We start from the raw sequence: 20,743 nt of genomic DNA, 5'->3' as shown, positions 1-20,743 counted from the left end.
AATAATCTGGGTTCATTTTGATTTTAATAGTTATTGTATAAATTATTGTAAATAAAATACATCAGTTGAGCTATTTTATTACTAAGATGTGCCTCGTTTGTTCAATTCATCACGTAAGCGGGCGGCTTTCTCATAAGCTTCATCAGCAATTGCTTCCTGAAGTTTTTGCTGCAACTCCTCTACGGTTAAATCTGTATAACCTTGTTGGCTTGTAGATGTTGGTAAGGTGTCAGCATCAGGTTCTTTGGCAAGGCTATCCATGTTTTCAAGAAACAGAAAATCATTACCTTCAATTACAATTCCTGCAGATGCAAGAATGAATTCGTAAGTATAAATCATTGCGTTGAACCTTACCGCCAACGCGATAGCATCAGATGTTCTTGCATCGATTTCATGTGTGTTTTTACCATCACTGCAAATCAACTTTGCATAAAAAACACCATCAACCAGGTTGTAAATGATAATCTCCTGAACATTAATATGAAACGTTTCGGCCATCGATTTAAATAAATCATGCGTTAGCGGCCTACTTGGAGTCATCTTCTCAATTTCGATGGCAATTGCCTGAGCTTCAAAAGCTCCAATAATGATGGGTAAACGTCTTCTGCCATTAACTTCACCTAACACCAGCGCATAAGCACCAGATTGAGTTTGGCTATAAGATAAACCTACAATATCTAATTTTACTTTCTTCATATATGCTGATGTCACATTGAATTTATAGAAACACTGGTTAAGCTACGCATTTCTATAAACTCGTTATGACAAATTATGCTTTATGTGCTTTTAAAGCTTCAATTAATTTTGGAACAACTTCAAAAGCATCGCCAACAATACCATAATCAGCCACTTTAAAGAATGGTGCCTCAGGGTCTTTGTTAATTACAACAATTACTTTTGAAGAACTTACACCGGCTAAATGCTGAATTGCACCAGAAATACCAATTGCAATGTATAAATTTGGGCTAATTGCGATACCGGTTTGACCAACGTGTTCTGAGTGTGGTCTCCAATCTGCATCAGAAACTGGTTTTGAACAAGCCGTTGCAGCACCTAATAAGCCGGCTAATTCTTCAATCATTCCCCAATTTTCAGGGCCTTTTAAACCTCTACCTGCAGAAACTACCAATTCAGCATCAGGTAATGAAACTTTATCTGTAGCCCTTACAATATCTTTAATAACCGTACCTAAGTCTGATTGTTTAACATCAGCATTAAAATTTTCGATAGTAACATCTGTTGCATTTTCTTTAACGCCAAATGCATTTGGGTTTAAGGCAATAACTTTATTAGCAGAAGTTAATTCTGTAATGGCAAAAGCTTTACCCGAAAACGCCGTTTTTTTAACTGAAAATTTTCCATCAGTGCTTGGTAATTCTACAGCGCCATCTGCTAAACCAGCTTTAAGCTTTACAGCGATGCGTGGTGCTAAACCTTTACCAGAGAATGAGTTCGAAAGTACAACAACGTCTGCGCCTTCTTTTTCAGCTGCGCTTGAAATAACACTTGCATAAGCCTGATTTACAAAAGTTTTTAATTGATCTGTGCTAACATTTAAAACTTTTGAAGCGCCATATTTGCCTAATTCTTTTAATTCGCTTTCGGCAACATCACCAATAGAAATTGCTGTTAAATTAGTTGATTGCTGGTTGGCAATTGCTTTGGCATAAGAAACAGCTTCGAATACTGATTTTTTAAATTTTCCTTCAGCTTGCTCTACATATACTAATACTGACATATATTTATTTCTGAAATCCTTTGGAGGATTGTTTAACTAATTGTTTAATTTGATTGAAATCGTTTAAGCGAATTAAATCACTTTAGCTTCGCTGTGTAAAAGGTTAATTAATTCTGCTGTTTGCTCTGCCGGAATTAATTTCACAGTACCACGAGGCGCTGGCGTTTCATATTTAGCAACTTTTGTTACTTCTTCGATAGAAACTGCTTCTACAACCGTTAATGGTTTAGTTCTAGCACTCATAATACCACGCATATTCGGGATTTTTGGTTCAGCAACACCTTCAGCGCAGCTTGCAACAAACTTTCCAGATACGGTTAAAACTTCTTTACCACCTTCAATTTCACGTTCAATGGTTGCATTTGTGCCATCAGTATCTAATTTTTTTATGATAGAGATTGATGGGATATCTAAAAATTCGCCAACCATTGCAGCAACCTGATTTCCGTTGTAGTCAATAGATTCGCGACCAGTCAAAATCATATCAAAGTCTTTATCTTTTGCGTATTCTGCAATCTGCTTAGCCACAAAATAAGCATCACGAGGCGCTGCATTTACACGTACAGCATCATCAGCACCAATTGCCAATGCTTTTCTAATGGTTGGGTCGGTTGCTGCTTCTCCAACATTAATTACAGTTGTAGTTCCTTTACCTCCCTCTGTTAATTCAATCGCTCTAGCTAAGGCAATTTCATCGTAAGGATTTACGATATATTGAACACCTGCTGTATTGAATTCGGTATTATCATTAGTAAAAGTTATTTTTGTCGTTGTGTCGGGCACGTTACTGATACAAACTAATATTTTCATATGTATAAAATTGGGTTTAATATTATGTTTTTCTCAATATAGATTAACAAATTTATCCACTGGAAAACTCATAATTATTTAGATTTATATATTAGGTCTTTCTGCAAATTTAATTAAAAAAGCAAGGAAATAAAATGTCATCAAGCCGTTTAGCAAAGTTATTGGAGTTTTTAGAAAATGAACCGAACGATCCATTTATTCTATATGCCTTAGCCACAGAGTATAACAATCAAAATGATAAAGAAAAAGCTTATAATTTTTACCTTCAGCTAACTGAAAAACACCCGGATTATGTTGGTACTTATTATCATTTAGGTAAGTTATTTGAAAAAGATGGTGAAAAGGACAAGGCCATCGATATTTATCAAAAGGGTATGTTTGTAGCTAGAAATAAGCGTGATATGCATGCTTTTTCAGAGTTACAAGGTGCATATAATTCTGCCGCAGGATTAGATTACGAGGATGATTAATTTTAAGCAACCGGTTTAAATTTTTAAATGGAAACAAAGTCTATTTCGCCAAAGAGACAACTTCTTTTTTTACGAAATGTTATATTTTTTACATTCACATCTTTTGGAGGTGCTTCGGCTCATTTAGCCTTACTTTTAAAATATTTTGTGCACAATACAAAATTTATAACCGAAGAAGAATTACTAGAATTAAACGCTTTGGCACAGGTTTTACCTGGTCCTGCATCTACACAAACTTTAGTTGGTATAGCCTGGAAGGTTGGTAGAATTAAGTTGGCTGTTATAACTTTTCTCATTTGGATTTTGCCAACTGCAACCATAATGACTTTTGCTGCAATAAGTTATGCAGTTTTAGATCAACAACAAAAATTTGCAGACGTTTTAGAATATATACAACCAATTGCACTCGGCATTGTTGCTTATGGCGCATTCAAGTTAGGCAAAACAGTGTTAAAAAGTCAGGTTTCTATTTTTCTTTCTTTTGCAGCAGTAATAGCAACCTTAGTTTTAAAAAATGCTTACGTGTTTCCTCTGGCTATATTAATTGGTGGCATAATTTCTTCTGCAATAGAAACACCTCACGAAGAAACAGAACTTCGCGTAAACCTTTTTTCGAATATTAATCCACGTAAATTAATTTACTTTTTGGGTGCTTTATTATTGTTTGCTTTATTTGGCGCAATAATAAACCGAACTTCTCCATTTAGTTTGCCTATTCGTTTACTCGAAAATTTTTATCGTAATGGTATTTTGGTTTTTGGCGGCGGACAAGTTTTGGTGCCATTAATGTTTACAGAATTTGTAGAAATGAAGCATTATCTGAAAGCGCCCGGCTTTTTATCGGGTTTTGCATTGCAACAAGCTTTACCCGGGCCAACCTTTTCTTTTACCAGCTATCTTGGCGCACTAAGTATGCGGAATTTTGGTTATGGCATTGGCGGACAAATTTTAGGCGGCGTAATTGGTGTAATCGGGATAAATTTGCCAGGTTTAATTTTAGTTTTATTTATTGTTCCATTCTGGGATGATTTGAAGAAAATATCCAGAATTAGGCACAGCTTATCTGGTATTAATGCTGTAAGTGTCGGTTTTATATTTGCCGCGTTTATACTTTTATTAATGCCAATGGGTTTTAATTGGTTATTTATCGGCATTATGATAATTACATTTTTGCTGCTCAACTTTACAAAAATTAGTACACCATTAATTGTATTAGCAGGAATTTTGGTTGGCTATCTTTTTTAAATATTTTCTTGAAAAGCAGTGGCAGTGCAACTATTAAATGTTAGTCCTGCCATTTGCTCATACCTGCCTGCGGAAGGCAGGCGCCTGCAGGCCTTAAGCTCGAGGCCGGTATCCACACTGTCAGGTTTATGAAATCAGGCCGGTTTTGGTTAAGTATCAGATTTAACGCCATGCATACCCAACACGTCATTGCGAGGCACGAAGCAATCTTAAAGCGTTAGTTAACAAAACCCATAGTGGTAGGATTGCTTCGTGCCTCGCAATGACGAAGCGCAAAAAACCTAACAAATTGAAAGGCAAGAAACTTAAATAATTCTAAAAACTTAAGTTGTCTAAACCTGATGGAAATGACAGCTCCCGATTTTTTCATCGGGACTAAAATGAACAGCAGGGCAGGTTTCTCAAAAGAATTACTGAACATTCATTTTCAAAATATTAATCATAAAAAAAGGAGATATTAAAACATCTCCTTTTCTATTTAAATTTTAAAACGGTGGGTCTTCGTCACTATAATCATCCATTTTGGAAGGGCGAATTATGACGTTTCCTTGCTTTTCAAAATCTTGAGAAGGGTACATGCCGGATGACGGGCTATCGGCAGAGAATGAATTTGGAGCTGTAAAATCCTCTTCCAAATCGGTAAACTTAACAAACTTACCAACAAATCTAAGCGGCACAATTCCGGTTTCACCGTTACGGTGTTTTGCAATAATTACTTCGCCAATACCTGCTTGCGAACGTCCTTGCTCATCTTCTGTAATACCGTAATATTCCGGGCGGTATAGAAATAATACCATATCAGCATCCTGCTCAATCGAACCAGATTCACGCAAATCTGATAACATTGGTCTTTTACCTTGCAAGCCCGGTCTGCTTTCTACCGCACGACTTAACTGAGATAAAGCTAGCACCGGAACATCAAGCTCTTTAGCTACAGATTTAAGCGCTCTGGAAATACTACCAATTTCCTGCTCACGGTTTCCGCCGCCTTTACCGCCTTCGCCTTTACCATGCATTAACTGCAAATAATCTACAATTACCAACTGAATATCGTATTGCGATTTCAATCTTCGGCATTTTGCCCTGAATTCAAAAATATTTAAAGCTGGCGTATCATCAATAAGTAGCGGCGCTTCTGTTAACCTACCGATTTTACTGTGCAGTTGTTGCCATTCCCACTCTTGTAAATTACCTTTTCTAATTTTCTCCTGCTCAATTTCGGCTTCGCCGGAAATTAAACGATTCACTAACTGAACGGATGACATCTCCAGGGAAAATACAACTGTTGGCTTTGCAAAATCTACCGTTGCGTTTCTGGCGCAGGTTAGTACAAAGGCTGTTTTTCCCATCGCCGGACGAGCAGCAATGATAACTAAATCTTGCTTTTGCCAACCACCGGTAATTCTATCCAATCCTGTAAAACCGGTTGGAACACCAGTTAAACCATCAGTTTTTGTTCTTAATTCTTCTAACGTTGCTAAAGATTGTTTGATAATATCGTCCATCTTTTGCGTATCTCTGCGTAAGTTGTTCTGGGCAATATCAAATAAACCTTTCTCTGCGTGGTCTAATAAATCGAAAATATCGGTTGTATCTTCGTAAGCATTTGTAATAATATCTGTAGAAATTCTAATCAACTCACGCTGAATGTATTTCTGAGAAATAATCCTTGCATGGAACTCGATGTTTGCAGCAGAAGCAACACGATTAGTAAGATTTGTGATATAATAAGCACCTCCCACCATTTCCAAAGTTCCCATCTGGCGTAACTCTGAAGTAACTGTTAAAATATCTACAGGTTTAGATTTTTCGAACAGCATGTGTATTGCCGCAAAAATCTTTTGGTGTGCTTCGTGATAAAAAACTTCTGGTTTTAAGATATCAATAACAGCTGACAAGGCATCTTTCTCCAGCATTAAAGCTCCTAAAACCGCTTCTTCTAAATCTAATGCCTGTGGTGGAAGTTTGCCTGCAGTGCTTACAGTTGTGCTTAACCGTGCTTTTCTAGCTGATATACTATTCTTTCCGCCTTGTTCGTTATCGATACTCATATCACAAAAGTAGTTAAAAGTTTAAGGTGTTGTTTTAAGAAGTTATTAGGAGTTGCTAACAAACTGACATTTAAATAATTTGTTTTTTTAGTCGATTTTGACTGGCAAATATTTTTTTAAACAACAAAATGTGGATAAGGATAATTATTTCGGTTACTTTTGCACAACAATTTTTAGTAATGGATAATTTTAGAAGACCGCAACGGGTAAAGGAAAATAATGAGTTTGTTTTTGGTATTAGAGCTGTAATTGAGGCAATTAAAGCCGGCAGAGATATTGAAACAATTTATGTACAAAGAGGTTTAGGCGGCGATTTATTTCTGGAACTAAAAGCATTGCTTTCCGGAACCTTAATTCCACTGAATTCTGTTCCGATTGAGAAATTGAATAGAATGTCTCAGAAAAATCACCAAGGCGTTATCGCGGTGATTTCGCCAATTACTTACCAAAATATTGAAGATATTATACCTGCAATTTTTGAGAAAGGAGAGGTGCCTTTAATTTTAATTTTAGATAGTGTTACTGATGTTAGGAATATGGGTGCAATTGCCCGTACAGCAGCTTGTGTTGGCGTACATGCGATTGTTGTTCCATTAAAAAATGCTGCACAAATAAATGCTGATGCAATTAAAACATCTGCTGGCGCATTATTTAACATTCCAATTTGCCGACACGCAAATTTGCACAAAACCTGTTTGTTTTTACAAGATAGTGGTTTGCAAATTGTGGCTTGCACAGAGAAAACAAGCGATTTAATTTACAATCCTGATTATACAATGCCAACAGCAATTGTTATGGGCTCGGAAGATGAAGGAATTTCTAACGATTTGCTAAGAGTTGCTGATCATCTTGCAAAAATCCCTATGGCTGGCAAAATAGAATCTTTAAATGTTTCTGTTGCTGCTGGTGTCATTTTATACGAAGCCGTTAGACAAAGAGTTTAAGCCTTCTACATTTGGACTATAAAATCGAAGCCGCAGATTTACAGATTATCTTAAATGATATCTATAAATCTGTGGCTTTTTTATAATTGCTTCTTAGCTAATTATATGTATTTATTCCCAAATCTTGATTTAACTTCGGCAACAAATTCTTTTACTTTCTGTTCTTCATCTCTCGGACAAATCATTAAAGTATTATTACTTTCTACAATTATAAAATCATGTAATCCGTTTAAAATAACCAATTTATCTTTAGGTACGTTAACCATACAATTAGATGAATCGAACATGACAACCTGTTCTGATGGAATTACTGCGTTACCAACATAATCCTTTTCTGCCATGTCGTAAATAGATGCCCAGGTACCTAAGTCTGACCAGCCAAAATCTGCAGGTAGTACATAAACATTATCTGCTTTTTCCATAATTCCAAAATCTATTGAAATATTTGTGCATTGCAAATAGGCATTGTTTATAAAAGATTTCTCACGTGGTGTATTTAGTTCCGACCTGCCTGCGTTAAAAATATCATACATATCAGGTAAATGATTGCTAAACGCATTTAAAATTGTTTTAGCAGACCAAATAAATATACCGGCATTCCATAAAAAATCACCACTTTGTATGAATGATTTTGCGAGCTCTAAATTAGGTTTCTCGGTAAATGTTTTAACTTTATGTAAATCCTTATCCGTATTTAAAACGTGGTCAGTATGCTGGATATAGCCATAGCCGGTATCAGGTCGGTTTGGTCTTATACCCAAAGTTATCAAACAATCGTTTTCTGATGCTGCTTTTAAAGATTGTTCTATAGTTTCTGTAAAGGCAGGTAAATCAGCAATTGTATGGTCTGAAGGTGTTACAACAATTGTAGCATTTGGATTAATTTCAGCAATTTTTAAGCATCCATAAGCTATACAAGGTGCAGTATTGCGCAGTAGCGGCTCGGCCATTATCTGATTTTCAGATAGATTTGGCAATTGCTCTTTTATTAAATCAGTATAAATTTCATTCGAAACTATAAAAATATTCTCCGCAGGGCATATTTTTAAAAATCGTTCGTATGTACTTTGAATAAGGGTTTTGCCAACCCCGAAAAAGTCTATGAATTGTTTTGGGTATTGTGTTCTGCTTACTGGCCAAAAACGGCTTCCGACACCGCCGGCCATAATAAGTACGTAATAATTTTTATTCATTTGATGATTTGAAAATCACACAATTCCTTCGTTAAGCAAATCGTGTAAGTGAATGATGCCAAAGTAGGCATTTTGTTCTAAAACAATTAACTGTGTAATGTTATTTTTTTTAATAATATCTAATGCGTCAACAGCTAATGCATCGCTTTCAATAACTTTAGGATTTTTACCCATTATATCTTTTGCAAGCATTGGTGTTATATCAACATTATTCTCCAACATGCGCCTGATGTCGCCATCAGTAATAATGCCCAATATTTGGTTATTACCATCAACAACAGCTACAGCACCTAAACGGTTTTTGCTAATTTCAATTAATACTTGCTTAACCGATGCTTCTGGTTTTATGGATGGTTTTTCATTACTTAAAGCTAAATCTTTAGCCTTAAGATAGAGCTTCTTACCTAATGAACCTCCTGGATGATATTTAGCAAAATCTTGTTCATTAAATTCGCGTTGTTCTAAAAGGCATATTGCTAAAGCATCTCCTAAAGCTAACTGTGCAGTTGTGCTTGTTGTAGGTGCAAGGTTATGCGGGCAAGCTTCTTTTTCAACCGAAGTATTTAGAACCAAGTTTGCTTGTTGTGCTAAAAACGAATTTAGTTCGCCAACCATTCCAATTAAGATATTGCCTGCACTCTTTAATAGAGGCGCTAATACTTTAATCTCAGGTGTATTTCCACTTTTAGAAATGCATATAATGATGTCATCAATCTGAATCATGCCTAAATCCCCATGAATAGCATCGGCGGCATGCATAAATATTGCAGGTGTTCCGGTTGAATTAAATGTCGCAACAATTTTTTGAGCAATTATTGCACTTTTACCAATACCCGTAACAATTACCCGGCCTTTACATTCTAAAATACTCGAAACAACTTTTTCAAAGTCACTCCCTAGGTTTTTAGCAACGTTTAAAATTGCCGCTGCTTCTAGTTCAAGTGTACTTATTGCCGATTCTGTAGTTGATTTTTTACTTTTCAAAGAGAAAAAAATTGTTTGTTAATAATTGAAATTCTTGTAAAATTATGTTATTTTGGATAGAAAAATAGCATCGCATATTTTATTACACAAAATGGACGTGAAAAAGTCGTTATTTGATAACCTACAGAATTTTTTTGGGTTTGATAATTTCAAAGGTGATCAGGAATCGATCATTACAAATATTTTAGAAGGCAATAACACATTTGTTATAATGCCAACGGGTGGAGGGAAGTCTATTTGCTATCAATTACCGGCTTTAATGAGCGAAGGAACAGCTATTGTTATTTCTCCATTAATTGCTTTGATGAAAAATCAGGTAGATCAGTTAAGAGCATTTGGTGGAAATGATAGTATTGCACATTTTCTAAATTCATCCCTAAATAAATCTGAAATTACTCAAGTAAAATCTGACCTGCTAAGCGGGCAGACCAAACTATTATATGTTGCGCCAGAATCTTTGGCTAAGCAAGAGAACATTGAGTTTTTAAATCTGATAAAAATTTCATTCGTTGCTGTTGATGAGGCACACTGTATCTCAGAATGGGGGCATGATTTTAGACCAGAATACCGAAAAATTAAACAGGTTATTGCCGGATTAGGTAATAACATTCCAATTATTGCTTTAACAGCTACAGCTACTCCAAAGGTTCAGCAAGATATTATGAAAAACCTTGGCATGTCTGAGGCTACTTTGTTTAAATCATCCTTTAACCGACCGAATTTATTTTATGAAATCCGCCCGAAAAGGGATATAACAAAGGAAATTATTAAATATATCAAATCTAATCCTGGTAAATCTGGTATTATTTACTGCTTAAGCCGTAAAAAGGTAGAAGAAGTTGCCGAAGCTTTAAACTTAAACGGAATTAGTGCCTTACCATACCATGCTGGCTTAGAGCCGAAAGTTCGGGCAGAAACTCAGGATAAATTTTTGATGGAAGATGCAGAGGTAATTGTAGCTACAATTGCTTTCGGGATGGGGATTGATAAACCTGATGTTCGTTTTGTTATACACCATGATGTGCCTAAAAGTATGGAAGGCTACTATCAGGAAACCGGCAGAGCTGGTCGTGATGGTGGTGAAGGCGTTTGTATTGCTTTTTACGCACAAAAAGATGTTGATAAGCTTGCCAAGTTTATGAAAGATAAACCAGTTGCCGAGCGTGAAATTGGTACTCAGATACTTAAAGAAGTAATTGATTATGCCGAGTCCGGCGTTTGTCGCCGTAAGCAGATTTTACACTACTTTGGAGAGAATTTTAATGAAACCGGTTGCAACTGCATGTGCGATAATTGCAAAAAACCTAAAAAGCAGTTTGATGCTGAAGAGCAATTATCAACCTTGTTAAAATTTATTAATACCGCTGGAGAAAAATTTGATGATGCACATTTGCTGAATGTATTTTTAGGTTTAGAAACGGCTCAAACCATCGCTTATGAGCATAGTAAATTGCCTGAATTTGGAATCGGCAAGCAAGATGGAGAGTTACTTTGGAAATCAGTTATCCGCCAGGCGGTTTTAAATAATTTTCTTTTTAAGGATATTGATAATTATGGTTTACTAAAATTAACCAAGCAAGGGAAAGATTTCATCATCAATCCTTACAGCTTGAAGTTTATTTTAAATGAGCTCATAGAAACTAATGTTGCTGATGATGAAGACGATGTAAAACAAGGCACCGGAGCTTTAGATACTCATTTGCTACAGCTGCTAAAAGATTTGCGTAAGAAAATCGCGAAGCAAAAAAATGTTCCACCTTTTGTAGTTTTTCAAGATCCATCTTTAGAAGAAATGTGCACGCACTATCCAATTACTTCTGAAGAATTGAAACAGATTTCTGGTGTTGGTTCGGGTAAGGCTATGAAATTTGGAAGTCCTTTTATCGAACTGATTAAAAAATATGTGGAGGATAACGACATTGAGCGACCAATTGACCTGATTATCAAAACCCAGGCAAATAAATCGCAAATGAAAGTATCTATTATCCAAAATATTGACAGGCAGATTGGATTAGAAGATATTGCAGATTCTAAAGGTATAACCTATGAAGAAATTCTGAAAGAAGTTGAATCGATTGTAAATTCTGGTACCAAACTAAATTTGAATTATTTTATTGATGAAGTGATTGATGATGATAGGCAGGATGAAGTTTTTGATTACTTCCGTGCTGCAGAAAACGATTCGATTGATGAAGCACTAAATGAGCTGGGAGAAACAGATTACACCCGTGAAGAGATTCAATTAATGCGAATTAAATTTATGTCAGAACTAGGAAACTAGCTGTGATGTATGATGGTACATGTGAGATGGATGATGTGTCTTTTCGGTTATCCGATCTGACATCTTCCATTATCCATCTCACATCTTCCATTTTCTATCATCCATCTACCATTTTACATAACCTATCAAAATGCTTAACTACTTACACAATATAAAAAATACAGATTCGGGTAATTTCTTTTTAATGGCTGGCCCTTGCGCTATTGAGGGCGAAGACATCGCCATGCGTATTGCAGAAAAAATTATTACGATTACGGATAAACTTCAAATTCCTTACATTTTTAAAGGCTCTTACCGCAAAGCGAACAGAAGTAAAGGCAGTTCTTTTACTGGCATTGGCGATGAAAAGGCGTTGAATATTTTGGCAAAAGTTGCCAGGGAATTTGGCGTGCCAACTGTAACAGATATTCATGAAAGTGATGAAGCTTCTATGGCTGCTGCTTACGTTGATGTTTTGCAAATCCCAGCTTTTCTTTGTCGGCAAACAGATTTGTTAATTGCTGCAGCTGAAACCGGTAAGGTGGTAAATGTGAAAAAAGGTCAATTTTTATCTGCAGGTTCAATGAAATTTGCAGTAGAAAAAATTAAAGAGGCCGGAAATGATAAAGTAATTTTAACCGATAGAGGAAACACTTTTGGTTACCAGGATTTAATAGTTGATTATCGCGGCTTACCGGAAATGCAGAGTTTTGGTGTTCCTGTTGTGATGGATTGTACACACTCTTTACAACAGCCAAATCAAAGTAGCGGCGTAACTGGTGGTAAGCCCGAATTAATTTCTACAATTGCAAAGGCTGCAATTGCTGTTGGTGCTGATGGTTTGTTTATCGAAACCCATCCCGACCCGGCAAATGCAAAATCTGATGGCGCAAATATGTTGCACTTGGATTTACTAGAAGAAACACTTAGCAAATTAATCCGTATCAGACAAGCAATTTTGTAATTGTGGCGAATCCCAACGTCTTCCTTACTGCCGAATGGCGGAAATTAGCATTAGCTCAATATGCTGTTGATGCAGAAATTCTGAAAAAATATTTACCTGCGAATACAGAATTAGATGATTGGCAAGGTAAATATTATGTTAGTTTGGTTGGTTTTATGTTCGTTAACGTAGAGTTGAGGGGATTTAACATCCCTTTTCATACCAATTTTGAGGAAGTAAATCTTCGTTTTTATGTTAAATTTAAAGATGGCAATGAGTGGAAGCGAGGTGTAGTTTTTCTAAAAGAAATTGTGCCATTACCTGCGATTACTTTTGTGGCTAACACAATTTATAAAGAACATTACCAAACTTTACCCATGAAACATGCTTGGATTGAGCATAAGCAAGAATTAGAGGTTGAATATCTTTGGAAAAATAAATCATGGAATAAATTTTCTGTCGCGGCTTCACCAAAAGCTGAACCAATTGCAATTGGTAGTGAAGAAGAATTTATAACCGAACATTATTGGGGTTACACAAAGCTAGGTGTTAACAAAACATCTGAATATGGTGTAGAGCATCCTCGTTGGGAAGTATATCCAATTAAAGATTACAAAATTGATGTAGATTTTGGCGTGAATTACGGACCTGATTTTGCCTTTTTAAATAATGCAAATCCAGATTCTGTAATGCTAGCTGAAGGTTCTGAAATCAGGGTTTTAAAAGGGAAGAAGTTTTAGGTTTTACTATCGCCTTAACAATGTTAATTTTCTTTCGTAAAAGTTTAAACGATGTCTTTAAAACAGTCGTTATTGCGAGAAACTATTTTTCATAGTTTCGTGGCAATCTTATTGAGTTGAGCAAATCTCACAAAATTAGCATCACATGATTTTGGCCTAGCCTGACAGGAATTTTTCTTTGACAACAAAAGAAACAAAGCCGAGCATTTCTGGGAGTTCATTAATGCAATTAAAATAATAGAAACAGGTTAATAATCGCCGGCTGAAAATTTTTGTATTAAAGTAAGTGGTTCGGCTTTGACAGCTCATCCCAATTCCGTAAGTTCGGGATATTAGCCCAGTTTAAAGTGAAACGAAGAGTCGCTGCTTAGGTTTAGCTAAATGTCCAAATACCAGAAATTAATATCCTTGATTATTTCATATAAAAGGAACTATTGTGCATTAATGAACTTGTCTAAACAATTATTATTTTAGCGTTAACGATCTAATCAAAGCCATAACAGTTGCAGTAATTTTAGATTTTAGTAATTACAAAAGATGTTCTGCGGTTGTTTTTTCTCCCAAACTCTGTTTTGTTGTCTGCAATCGGTTTACTTGCACCAAATCCATTAAAAGTAAGTCTTCTTGCTTCTATATTATTTTTCAATAAATACTCATACACAGCATTCGCCCTGTTAAAGGATAATTTCTCATTCAATTTAGCATCGCCAACATTATCAGTATGACCTTGAATTTCAATATTTACTGTTGCATTTTGGTTGAGAAAATCAATCAATAAATCTAACTCTCTTATAGAAACGGGCAGCAGATTAAACTTATTGGTATCGAAGAAAATATTTCTCAGCGTAACATTTCCGCCTTGCTTTATTTTTTCTATCGATACTTCAATTAGATAAGGCTTATTGATATCCCCGGTTTTTAACTCAAAATTTTCTGAATAAAACAGGTAACCATCTGCATTAACATTAAACAAATAATTGCCTCCAATTGGCATTACTGCTAAAAACTGACCTGTTTCAGCATCGGTATAATCATCAAAAACAGTTTTATTTGTTTTTAAATCAATAACCTGAACATTGCTTTCAATCGTTTTTTTAGTGTCCTTATCTCTCACAATACCTTTTACAAACGATATTTTTAACGGCTTTGCCGCTTCGGGGATACCAAAACTGTAAATGTCTTGTCCGCCGAAGCCATTTTTAAGATTTGAAGAAAACATTCCGAAGTTACCATCGGCACTTACAATTAAGCCGCTTTCATCCTCAAATGAATTTATTGGATAGCCAAGGTTAACCGGCTGTTTAAATTTGCCAGCATCATCCATACGGTTATAGTAAATATCTTTATTTCCAAAACCCGGCCAGCCATCAGATGAAAAATAAAGTGTCTTTCCATCAGCATGAAGAAATGGAGTGTTTTCATCATTAGCCGTATTAATTTCTGGTCCAAGGTTGATAGCAGGTCCCCATTTTGCATCATCGGTTATGGTACTTTTCCAAATATCATAACCGCCAGAACCACCCGGCCGATTGCTAATGAAATATAAAGTTCTACCATCCGGACTAATCGCTGGTTGCGATTCCCAGTACTCAGAATTAACAGGTTTGCCAACGTTATAGGGTTCACCCCAATCTTTTCCTTCGCGATGAGAAACATAAATATCGCATCTTCCTAAACCATCCGGGCGATTACATCCCGTAAAAAATAAATATTTTCCATCAGGAGATATGGTTTGTGCACCTTCATTATATTTGGTCGTATTGATTCTGGTTGATAGTGGCGTTGCCAGATTCCATGAATTATTTTTGAATTGTGAGGACCAAAAATCTTCGTTTCCATTTACCTGACGTGTAAAAATTAAGGTTTCGCCATCAGCAGTTAAGGCTGGAAAATATTCTGAATCTGTAGTGTTTACACCTTCGCCAAGATTTATCGGTGAGTAACTAACAGGTTTTTTAATTGCTAGGGCGGCAAAATCACAATCTAAAAGATATTTCTTCGCTTTACCCGCTCTTGCGGATGAACCATCTAAAGCTAAAAACTCTAAAAAATGTTGTTTTGCTTTGTCAAATTCTTGTGTTGCAAATTCTACTTCTGCAAGGTTATAGATTACTTCTGGAGCTACTTTACTATTAATTTTAATAGCTTTTTGATAAGATAATTTTGACTCGGCGTATTTTCTTTGCAACTTATTTACAGCAGCCAGCAAAAAATATGCATTTTGAAAAAGTGGGTCGGCTTCTGTAGCGCTTTTTAAAACCCCTTCGGCAGAGGCGTAATCATTTTTGTCGATGTATGGTTCAGCTTTCTCAAAAAAAGATTGTGCTTTTCTATTTGAAGAATTTTGAGCAAAACAAAAAGCGCTAAATGAGCTAAAGAGTAAGAGAAACCAGCATTTCATTACATTAACATTTGGTTATCAAAGCTAATGTAAACTATTTAAGGAATATTTAAAAATTTGTGCGTTTGCAATGAAATTTCCCATTTTGGGTTAGCCTTTACGTATTCAATAATCATCGGTGTAATTTCTTTTGATTTTGACCATTCTGGCTGTAAATATAATTTGCAGGTAGGAGATACCATTGCCGCATATTCCTCTGCCCATTTAAAATCACTTTTGTTAAAAACGATAACTTTTAATTCATGTGCAAAAGGCGTGATGTCTGGTCGTGGCGCCTTAAATTTTTTAGGTGATAAACAAATCCAATCCCAATTGCCAGATAAAGGATATGCACCAGAGGTTTCTATGAAGGTTAAAATTCCTCTTTCTTTAAGTTTATTAGTTAAATAATCCAGGTTATAGATTAAGGGTTCGCCACCTGTAATCACAACAGCTTTCCCCGGAAATTTATCAGCATTTTCTACAATAACATCAGCAGGCGTCAACGGATGCATTTCTGCATCCCAGCTCTCTTTAACATCACACCAATGGCAGCCAACATCACAACCGCCTAAACGAATAAAATATGCTGCTTTTCCTGTGTTAAATCCCTCGCCCTGTATTGTGTAGAACTCTTCCATTAATGGAAGTAATGTGCCGTCTTCTGGTATTTCTTGTTTCATTTTTGAGGTTGCAAATATCCAAAAAAAATATGGTGTAATCGTTTCTGGTTTAAAAAATTAATGTAAAGATGAAAGAACACTGATATTTTAGTAATAATTTAGCTTAATGAAGTGGATAAAAGCCTTGCAAAAGAATCAAATTCCGGTTAGTGGAGATATAAAGACGGTTGAGGTAAATGGTAAACAACTTTGTATCATCAACAATGAAAATAAAATTATTGCAACTCAATCATCATGTCCACACGCGGGAGGTCATTTTTCTGGTGGATGGTGTAAAAACGGACATTTAATCTGCCCGATTCATCGCTATGCTTATCACTTAGAAACCGGAAGAGGTGCTGAAGGTCAAGGCGATTACATTAATATATATCCTACAGATTTAAGAGAAGATGGTTTATACGTAGGTTTTGAAGAAAGCTGGTGGAGCAAGTTGTGGAACTAATATTACCCGTTTACTAAAGTCATCGGTATGAAAATTATGCGGGACTGAAAACTTATTCAATCAGTTGTTCGCATTCTTTGCCGTCAGATTCAATAGACGGATTATCAATTCATTAAGTGTCTTTGAAAAAACTCCTGGCAATTCAATACTTCAATATCAGCGAAATAAAAGTCTTCAATATCTTCTGTTATGATACATTTGCAACCAGCAGAATCGGCAGCATAATATTCTAAACCATCTTCAAAATCGTGAATTGATTTATTTACCAGAGTATCAAAAACACCCATTGCCGAATTTGGTGCAATTTTAATATGTTGACAAAGCAAATCTATTTTCTGCTTAGCCAATTGAGATTTATGTTTCTTTTCGGCAAAATAAAAAGCGATTGCTAAGCAAAGTGGCGACGTATAAACATCAAATTTTGGGTGCGATGCTAAGCTCAAAATCCTGGAAGAGTAAGTAAAAAGTGGATACTCTTTATTGAGTACAGAAACCAGAACATTTGCATCTAAAAATATTTTCATTTATTATTTTTTAGAAGAAAAGAATTCATCTTTTGAAGCCTTCCGACCAGCTTTCACGGTTTTTTTGTATTCTACTTCGCCCTCGGCAACCATACTTACCCATTCAGAAATGGGGTAATCTTCAAGAGATTTGTAATCACTTGATGTTACTTGAACTAATAAATGCTCAATTAAACGAGATAGGCTAATATTGTTATCAGCAGCATATTTCTTAGCTTTTGTAACTACGTCCTGGTTAAAGCTTAGAGTTAGTTTCGAATCCATAACAGTTCATTTAAACTCAAATATAATAATTTTACGTATAATAAAAAAAATTTACACGTAAAAAAAGCAATTCAATTATTTGAATTGCTTTTGTGATTTTTATAACAATAGGTTTTACCCTAAACCCTAAACCTTTATATCTTTTAGCTAATTATAGATTTCTTTTCTAGCCGATGCTAATGTATTCTTCAATAAACCTACAATTGTCATTAAACCAACACCACCCGGCACTGGTGTAATGTATGATGATTTAGGCGCAACATTTTCAAAATCGACATCGCCGTAAAGTTTAAAGCCAGATTTTGTATCAGTAGAATTTTCGCGGTTAATACCAACATCAATAATTATCGCTCCAGGTTTTACCATATCAGCAGTAACAAAATTCTTTTTGCCTATTGCTGCAATAATAATATCTGCCTGTAAAACTTGCTCTTTTAAATCCTTCGTACGCGAGTGCGTAAGGGTAACCGTACAATTACCCGGGTTTGCGTTACGAGCCATTAAAATACTCATCGGACTACCAACAATATTACTTCTGCCAACTACAACGCAATGCTTTCCAGTAGTATCGATATTGTATTCTTGCAACATTAATAAAATGCCATAAGGCGTAGCAGGAATAAAGCATGGTAAATTTCGCATCATTCTACCCAAATTTACCGGATGGAAACCATCAACATCTTTACGGTAATCAATTTTTTCGGTAACTTTTTCAGGGTCGATATGTTTTGGTAAAGGTAATTGAACAATTAAACCGTCAACGTCAGCATCTTGATTAATTTCTTCAATTTTAGCTAGTAATTCTACTTCAGTAACTGAGTTATCATATCTGTAAAGCGAAGATTTAAAACCTACCTTTTCACAGTTTTTCATCTTGCTGGCAACATAAGTTTCGCTACCGCCATCATTACCAACCAAAATGGCAACTAAATGGGGTTTTCTGCCGGTCTTACTCAAAAAATCAGCAGCCTCTTCAGCAATTTGCACTTTAACTTTTTCTGATACGTATTTTCCGTCTAGTAATTTCATTTAGTATTGAGTATAGCGTATTGTGTATTGAGACAAAAGGCATATTGCAAATCGCAATACGCTTATCGCAATACGCAATACTAGTTTAATCCAATTTCAAAACTGCCATAAACGCAGATTGTGGAATTTCTACGTTTCCAACCTGGCGCATACGTTTTTTACCTTTTTTCTGTTTCTCTAATAACTTACGTTTACGAGAAATATCGCCACCATAACATTTAGCCGTAACATCTTTACGTAAAGCACTAAGCGTTTCGCGGGCAATAACTTTTGCACCGATTGATGCCTGTATCTTAATTTCGAATTGCTGTCGAGGGATTAACTCTCTCAGTTTTTCGCAAATTTTCTTTCCGAAATCGTAAGCATTACTGCGGTGAATTAATGATGATAAAGCATCAACTGGCTCATCATTTATCAGCATATCTAAACGAACCAAATCTGATTTTCTGTAGCCAATCTGATGATAATCAAAAGACGCATAACCTTTTGAAATTGTTTTCAGTTTATCATAAAAATCAAATACAATTTCGCCCATTGGCATTTCAAAAACCAACTCAACTCTATCTGATGTTAAATAAGATTGATTAACGATTGTACCTCTCTTCTGAATACAAAGCGACATAACAGGACCGACAAAATCGGCTTTTGTAATAATGTTTGCTTTGATATATGGTTCTTCAACAGAATCTAACTTACTTGGATCTGGTAAATCTGATGGGTTATTAACGAAAATTTCATCGCCTTTAGTTGTATGAGCAATGTATGAAACGTTAGGAACAGTAGTGATTACCGTCATGTCGAATTCACGCTCCAAACGTTCCTGAATAATCTCCATGTGCAACATTCCAAGAAATCCGCAACGGAAACCAAAGCCTAATGCAGCAGAACTTTCAGGTTCGAAAACGATAGAGGCATCATTTAATTGCAGTTTGTGCATCGCTTCGCGAAGTTCTTCAAACTCATCAGTATCAACAGGATAAATACCTGCGAAAACCATTGGTTTTACTTCTTCAAAACCTTGAATAGCTCCTTCTGCTGGTCTTGCGGTTGTAGTAATGGTATCACCAACTTTAACCTCTCTAGCTTCTTTAATGCCCGAAATAATGTAGCCTACATCGCCGGTTTTAACCACATTACGTGGCGACATATCAAGTTTTAAAATGCCAACTTCATCAGCTAAATATTCTTTACCAGTATTGATGAACTTAACTTTATCACCTTTTTTAATCTCTCCGTTTACAACTTTATAGTAAGCAATAATACCTCTGAAAGAATTAAAAACTGAATCGAAAATTAAAGCTTGTAAAGGCGCTTCAGGCTCACCAACAGGAGCAGGTACGCGGTCTACAATAGCCTGAATAATATCAGGAATACCCATTCCCGTTTTACCCGATGCAGGAATAATATCATCACGTTTACAGCCAATTAAATCAATAATCTGGTCTTTCACTTCCTCAGGCATCGCCCCAGGCAAATCCATTTTATTTAAAATCGGTATAATTTCAAGGTCGTGCTCAAGCGCTAAATATAAGTTCGAAATCGTTTGTGCCTGTATGCCTTGCGATGCGTCTACAATAAGTAAAGCACCTTCGCAAGCCGCTATAGATCGCGAAACTTCATAAGAAAAATCTACGTGTCCGGGTGTATCAATTAAGTTAAAATTATATTCAATATCACCAACTTTGTAGTTCATTTGTATGGCATGACTTTTAATAGTAATGCCTCTTTCACGCTCCAAATCCATATTATCGAGCAATTGCGCCTGCGCCTCACGCTGCGAAATTGTCGCGGTATATTCTAATAACCTATCGGCCAAAGTACTCTTACCATGGTCAATATGTGCAATAATGCAAAAATTACGTATATGCTTCATCTTTGCGCAAAGATATGCTTTTTAATGGAAAATTTAAGGTCGAAAAGATGGCCGGATTTTTAAATTTCTGAAAAGCAAAAGCAACAATTTTTTGGTTGCTGCAGTCCTGCTTTTCCTGCCCGTCCCGCAGGCGGGCATTAAAATCTTTTTATCATTGTGTTATACTCAAA

Annotated in this window: 19 protein-coding genes; 7 read left to right on the top strand and 12 right to left on the bottom strand. The window is 35.8% G+C overall.

The features are described 5' to 3' along the window. Positions 1 to 81: 81 nt before the first annotated feature. From LUA90_RS09165 to LUA90_RS09155, 3 genes are all read right to left on the bottom strand, one after another. Positions 82 to 696, bottom strand: a complete 615-nt coding sequence (locus LUA90_RS09165) for a bifunctional nuclease family protein (protein WP_231459460.1) — start codon at positions 694 to 696, stop codon at positions 82 to 84. 73 nt (positions 697 to 769) lie between these two features. Beyond that, the gene (locus LUA90_RS09160) at positions 770 to 1,738 is read right to left on the bottom strand and encodes an electron transfer flavoprotein subunit alpha/FixB family protein (RefSeq protein WP_231490750.1); all 969 of its coding nucleotides are present in this window, start codon (positions 1,736 to 1,738) and stop codon (positions 770 to 772) included. A gap of 72 nt (positions 1,739 to 1,810) precedes the next feature. Continuing rightward, positions 1,811 to 2,548, bottom strand: a complete 738-nt coding sequence (locus tag LUA90_RS09155) for an electron transfer flavoprotein subunit beta/FixA family protein (protein WP_231459462.1) — start codon at positions 2,546 to 2,548, stop codon at positions 1,811 to 1,813. Between the two features lie 134 nt (positions 2,549 to 2,682). Here LUA90_RS09155 and LUA90_RS09150 point away from each other — a divergent pair, with 134 nt between their 5' ends. Further along, the gene (locus tag LUA90_RS09150; RefSeq protein WP_231459463.1) at positions 2,683 to 3,018 is read left to right on the top strand and encodes a tetratricopeptide repeat protein; all 336 of its coding nucleotides are present in this window, start codon (positions 2,683 to 2,685) and stop codon (positions 3,016 to 3,018) included. Positions 3,019 to 3,045: 27 nt separating this feature from the next. Further along, positions 3,046 to 4,263, top strand: a complete 1,218-nt coding sequence (gene chrA, locus LUA90_RS09145) for a chromate efflux transporter (RefSeq protein WP_231490749.1) — start codon at positions 3,046 to 3,048, stop codon at positions 4,261 to 4,263. A 485-nt stretch (positions 4,264 to 4,748) separates the two neighbouring features. Here the strand turns inward: chrA and dnaB are convergent, their stop codons facing one another. Continuing rightward, complete coding sequence (dnaB, locus tag LUA90_RS09140) at positions 4,749 to 6,314, bottom strand: replicative DNA helicase (RefSeq protein ID WP_231490748.1); 1,566 nt, start codon at positions 6,312 to 6,314, stop codon at positions 4,749 to 4,751. A gap of 179 nt (positions 6,315 to 6,493) precedes the next feature. Here dnaB and rlmB point away from each other — a divergent pair, with 179 nt between their 5' ends. Beyond that, on the top strand, positions 6,494 to 7,258 hold the full coding sequence (gene rlmB / locus LUA90_RS09135) for a 23S rRNA (guanosine(2251)-2'-O)-methyltransferase RlmB (RefSeq protein ID WP_231490980.1): 765 nt from the start codon (positions 6,494 to 6,496) through the stop codon (positions 7,256 to 7,258). A 101-nt stretch (positions 7,259 to 7,359) separates the two neighbouring features. Here the strand turns inward: rlmB and LUA90_RS09130 are convergent, their stop codons facing one another. Together LUA90_RS09130 and LUA90_RS09125 are read right to left on the bottom strand one after the other, a co-directional pair. Further along, positions 7,360 to 8,451, bottom strand: a complete 1,092-nt coding sequence (locus tag LUA90_RS09130) for a mannose-1-phosphate guanylyltransferase (protein ID WP_231490747.1) — start codon at positions 8,449 to 8,451, stop codon at positions 7,360 to 7,362. 15 nt (positions 8,452 to 8,466) lie between these two features. Beyond that, a complete protein-coding gene (locus LUA90_RS09125) occupies positions 8,467 to 9,435 on the bottom strand; it encodes an SIS domain-containing protein (RefSeq protein ID WP_231490746.1) in 969 nt (322 codons plus the stop codon). A gap of 91 nt (positions 9,436 to 9,526) precedes the next feature. On the opposite strand from LUA90_RS09125, the gene recQ reads away from it, so the two are divergent. The 3 genes from recQ (at position 9,527) to LUA90_RS09110 (ending at position 13,378) form a co-directional block, all read left to right on the top strand. Next, on the top strand, positions 9,527 to 11,716 hold the full coding sequence (gene recQ, locus LUA90_RS09120) for a DNA helicase RecQ (RefSeq protein WP_231490979.1): 2,190 nt from the start codon (positions 9,527 to 9,529) through the stop codon (positions 11,714 to 11,716). 130 nt (positions 11,717 to 11,846) lie between these two features. After that, positions 11,847 to 12,659: a 3-deoxy-8-phosphooctulonate synthase gene (kdsA, locus tag LUA90_RS09115; RefSeq protein ID WP_231490745.1), complete on the top strand. Its 813-nt coding sequence runs from the start codon at positions 11,847 to 11,849 to the stop codon at positions 12,657 to 12,659. Positions 12,660 to 12,661: 2 nt separating this feature from the next. After that, complete coding sequence (locus LUA90_RS09110; RefSeq protein ID WP_231490744.1) at positions 12,662 to 13,378, top strand: YqjF family protein; 717 nt, start codon at positions 12,662 to 12,664, stop codon at positions 13,376 to 13,378. Positions 13,379 to 13,892: 514 nt separating this feature from the next. On the opposite strand, the gene LUA90_RS09105 is transcribed toward LUA90_RS09110, so the two are convergent. Both LUA90_RS09105 and LUA90_RS09100 read right to left on the bottom strand, forming a co-directional pair. Further along, positions 13,893 to 15,779 carry an OmpA family protein gene (locus tag LUA90_RS09105; RefSeq protein ID WP_231490743.1) on the bottom strand — a complete coding sequence of 629 codons (1,887 nt, stop codon included), beginning with the start codon at positions 15,777 to 15,779 and terminating at the stop codon, positions 13,893 to 13,895. Between the two features lie 38 nt (positions 15,780 to 15,817). Beyond that, positions 15,818 to 16,441 (bottom strand): 7-carboxy-7-deazaguanine synthase QueE, encoded by a 624-nt coding sequence (locus tag LUA90_RS09100; protein WP_231490742.1) that lies wholly within the window; start codon positions 16,439 to 16,441, stop codon positions 15,818 to 15,820. Between the two features lie 106 nt (positions 16,442 to 16,547). On the opposite strand from LUA90_RS09100, the gene LUA90_RS09095 reads away from it, so the two are divergent. Continuing rightward, entirely contained in the window at positions 16,548 to 16,883 is a 336-nt protein-coding gene (locus tag LUA90_RS09095) for a Rieske 2Fe-2S domain-containing protein (RefSeq protein ID WP_231490741.1), read from the top strand. Positions 16,884 to 16,987: 104 nt separating this feature from the next. On the opposite strand, the gene LUA90_RS09090 is transcribed toward LUA90_RS09095, so the two are convergent. From LUA90_RS09090 to lepA, 4 genes are all read right to left on the bottom strand, one after another. Further along, positions 16,988 to 17,407, bottom strand: coding sequence for a PIN domain-containing protein (locus LUA90_RS09090; protein WP_231490740.1), 420 nt, complete (start codon positions 17,405 to 17,407; stop codon positions 16,988 to 16,990). Between the two features lie 3 nt (positions 17,408 to 17,410). Then, entirely contained in the window at positions 17,411 to 17,671 is a 261-nt protein-coding gene (locus LUA90_RS09085) for a DUF6364 family protein (protein WP_231459475.1), read from the bottom strand. Positions 17,672 to 17,818: 147 nt separating this feature from the next. Beyond that, complete coding sequence (locus LUA90_RS09080) at positions 17,819 to 18,700, bottom strand: bifunctional 5,10-methylenetetrahydrofolate dehydrogenase/5,10-methenyltetrahydrofolate cyclohydrolase (RefSeq protein WP_231490739.1); 882 nt, start codon at positions 18,698 to 18,700, stop codon at positions 17,819 to 17,821. 85 nt (positions 18,701 to 18,785) lie between these two features. Next, positions 18,786 to 20,573 (bottom strand): translation elongation factor 4, encoded by a 1,788-nt coding sequence (lepA, locus tag LUA90_RS09075; protein ID WP_231490738.1) that lies wholly within the window; start codon positions 20,571 to 20,573, stop codon positions 18,786 to 18,788. Positions 20,574 to 20,743 lie beyond the last annotated feature (170 nt).

This window comes from Pedobacter sp. Leaf170, assembly GCF_920984665.1.
GTDB lineage: Bacteria > Bacteroidota > Bacteroidia > Sphingobacteriales > Sphingobacteriaceae > Pedobacter.
This window is presented reverse-complemented; position numbering and strand designations above follow the sequence as displayed.

Bases quoted from the DNA above. Each gene is read 5' to 3' on its own strand.
- LUA90_RS09165 (WP_231459460.1), bottom strand. From the start codon at position 696: ATGAAGAAAGTAAAATTAGATATTGTAGGTTTATCTTATAGCCAAACT.
- LUA90_RS09160 (WP_231490750.1), bottom strand. From the start codon at position 1,738: ATGTCAGTATTAGTATATGTAGAGCAAGCTGAAGGAAAATTTAAAAAA.
- LUA90_RS09155 (WP_231459462.1), bottom strand. From the start codon at position 2,548: ATGAAAATATTAGTTTGTATCAGTAACGTGCCCGACACAACGACAAAA.
- LUA90_RS09150 (WP_231459463.1), top strand. From the start codon at position 2,683: ATGTCATCAAGCCGTTTAGCAAAGTTATTGGAGTTTTTAGAAAATGAA.
- chrA (WP_231490749.1), top strand. From the start codon at position 3,046: ATGGAAACAAAGTCTATTTCGCCAAAGAGACAACTTCTTTTTTTACGA.
- dnaB (WP_231490748.1), bottom strand. From the start codon at position 6,314: ATGAGTATCGATAACGAACAAGGCGGAAAGAATAGTATATCAGCTAGA.
- rlmB (WP_231490980.1), top strand. From the start codon at position 6,494: ATGGATAATTTTAGAAGACCGCAACGGGTAAAGGAAAATAATGAGTTT.
- LUA90_RS09130 (WP_231490747.1), bottom strand. From the start codon at position 8,451: ATGAATAAAAATTATTACGTACTTATTATGGCCGGCGGTGTCGGAAGC.
- recQ (WP_231490979.1), top strand. From the start codon at position 9,527: ATGGACGTGAAAAAGTCGTTATTTGATAACCTACAGAATTTTTTTGGG.
- kdsA (WP_231490745.1), top strand. From the start codon at position 11,847: ATGCTTAACTACTTACACAATATAAAAAATACAGATTCGGGTAATTTC.
- LUA90_RS09105 (WP_231490743.1), bottom strand. From the start codon at position 15,779: ATGAAATGCTGGTTTCTCTTACTCTTTAGCTCATTTAGCGCTTTTTGT.
- LUA90_RS09100 (WP_231490742.1), bottom strand. From the start codon at position 16,441: ATGAAACAAGAAATACCAGAAGACGGCACATTACTTCCATTAATGGAA.
- LUA90_RS09095 (WP_231490741.1), top strand. From the start codon at position 16,548: ATGAAGTGGATAAAAGCCTTGCAAAAGAATCAAATTCCGGTTAGTGGA.
- LUA90_RS09090 (WP_231490740.1), bottom strand. From the start codon at position 17,407: ATGAAAATATTTTTAGATGCAAATGTTCTGGTTTCTGTACTCAATAAA.
- LUA90_RS09085 (WP_231459475.1), bottom strand. From the start codon at position 17,671: ATGGATTCGAAACTAACTCTAAGCTTTAACCAGGACGTAGTTACAAAA.
- LUA90_RS09080 (WP_231490739.1), bottom strand. From the start codon at position 18,700: ATGAAATTACTAGACGGAAAATACGTATCAGAAAAAGTTAAAGTGCAA.
- lepA (WP_231490738.1), bottom strand. From the start codon at position 20,573: ATGAAGCATATACGTAATTTTTGCATTATTGCACATATTGACCATGGT.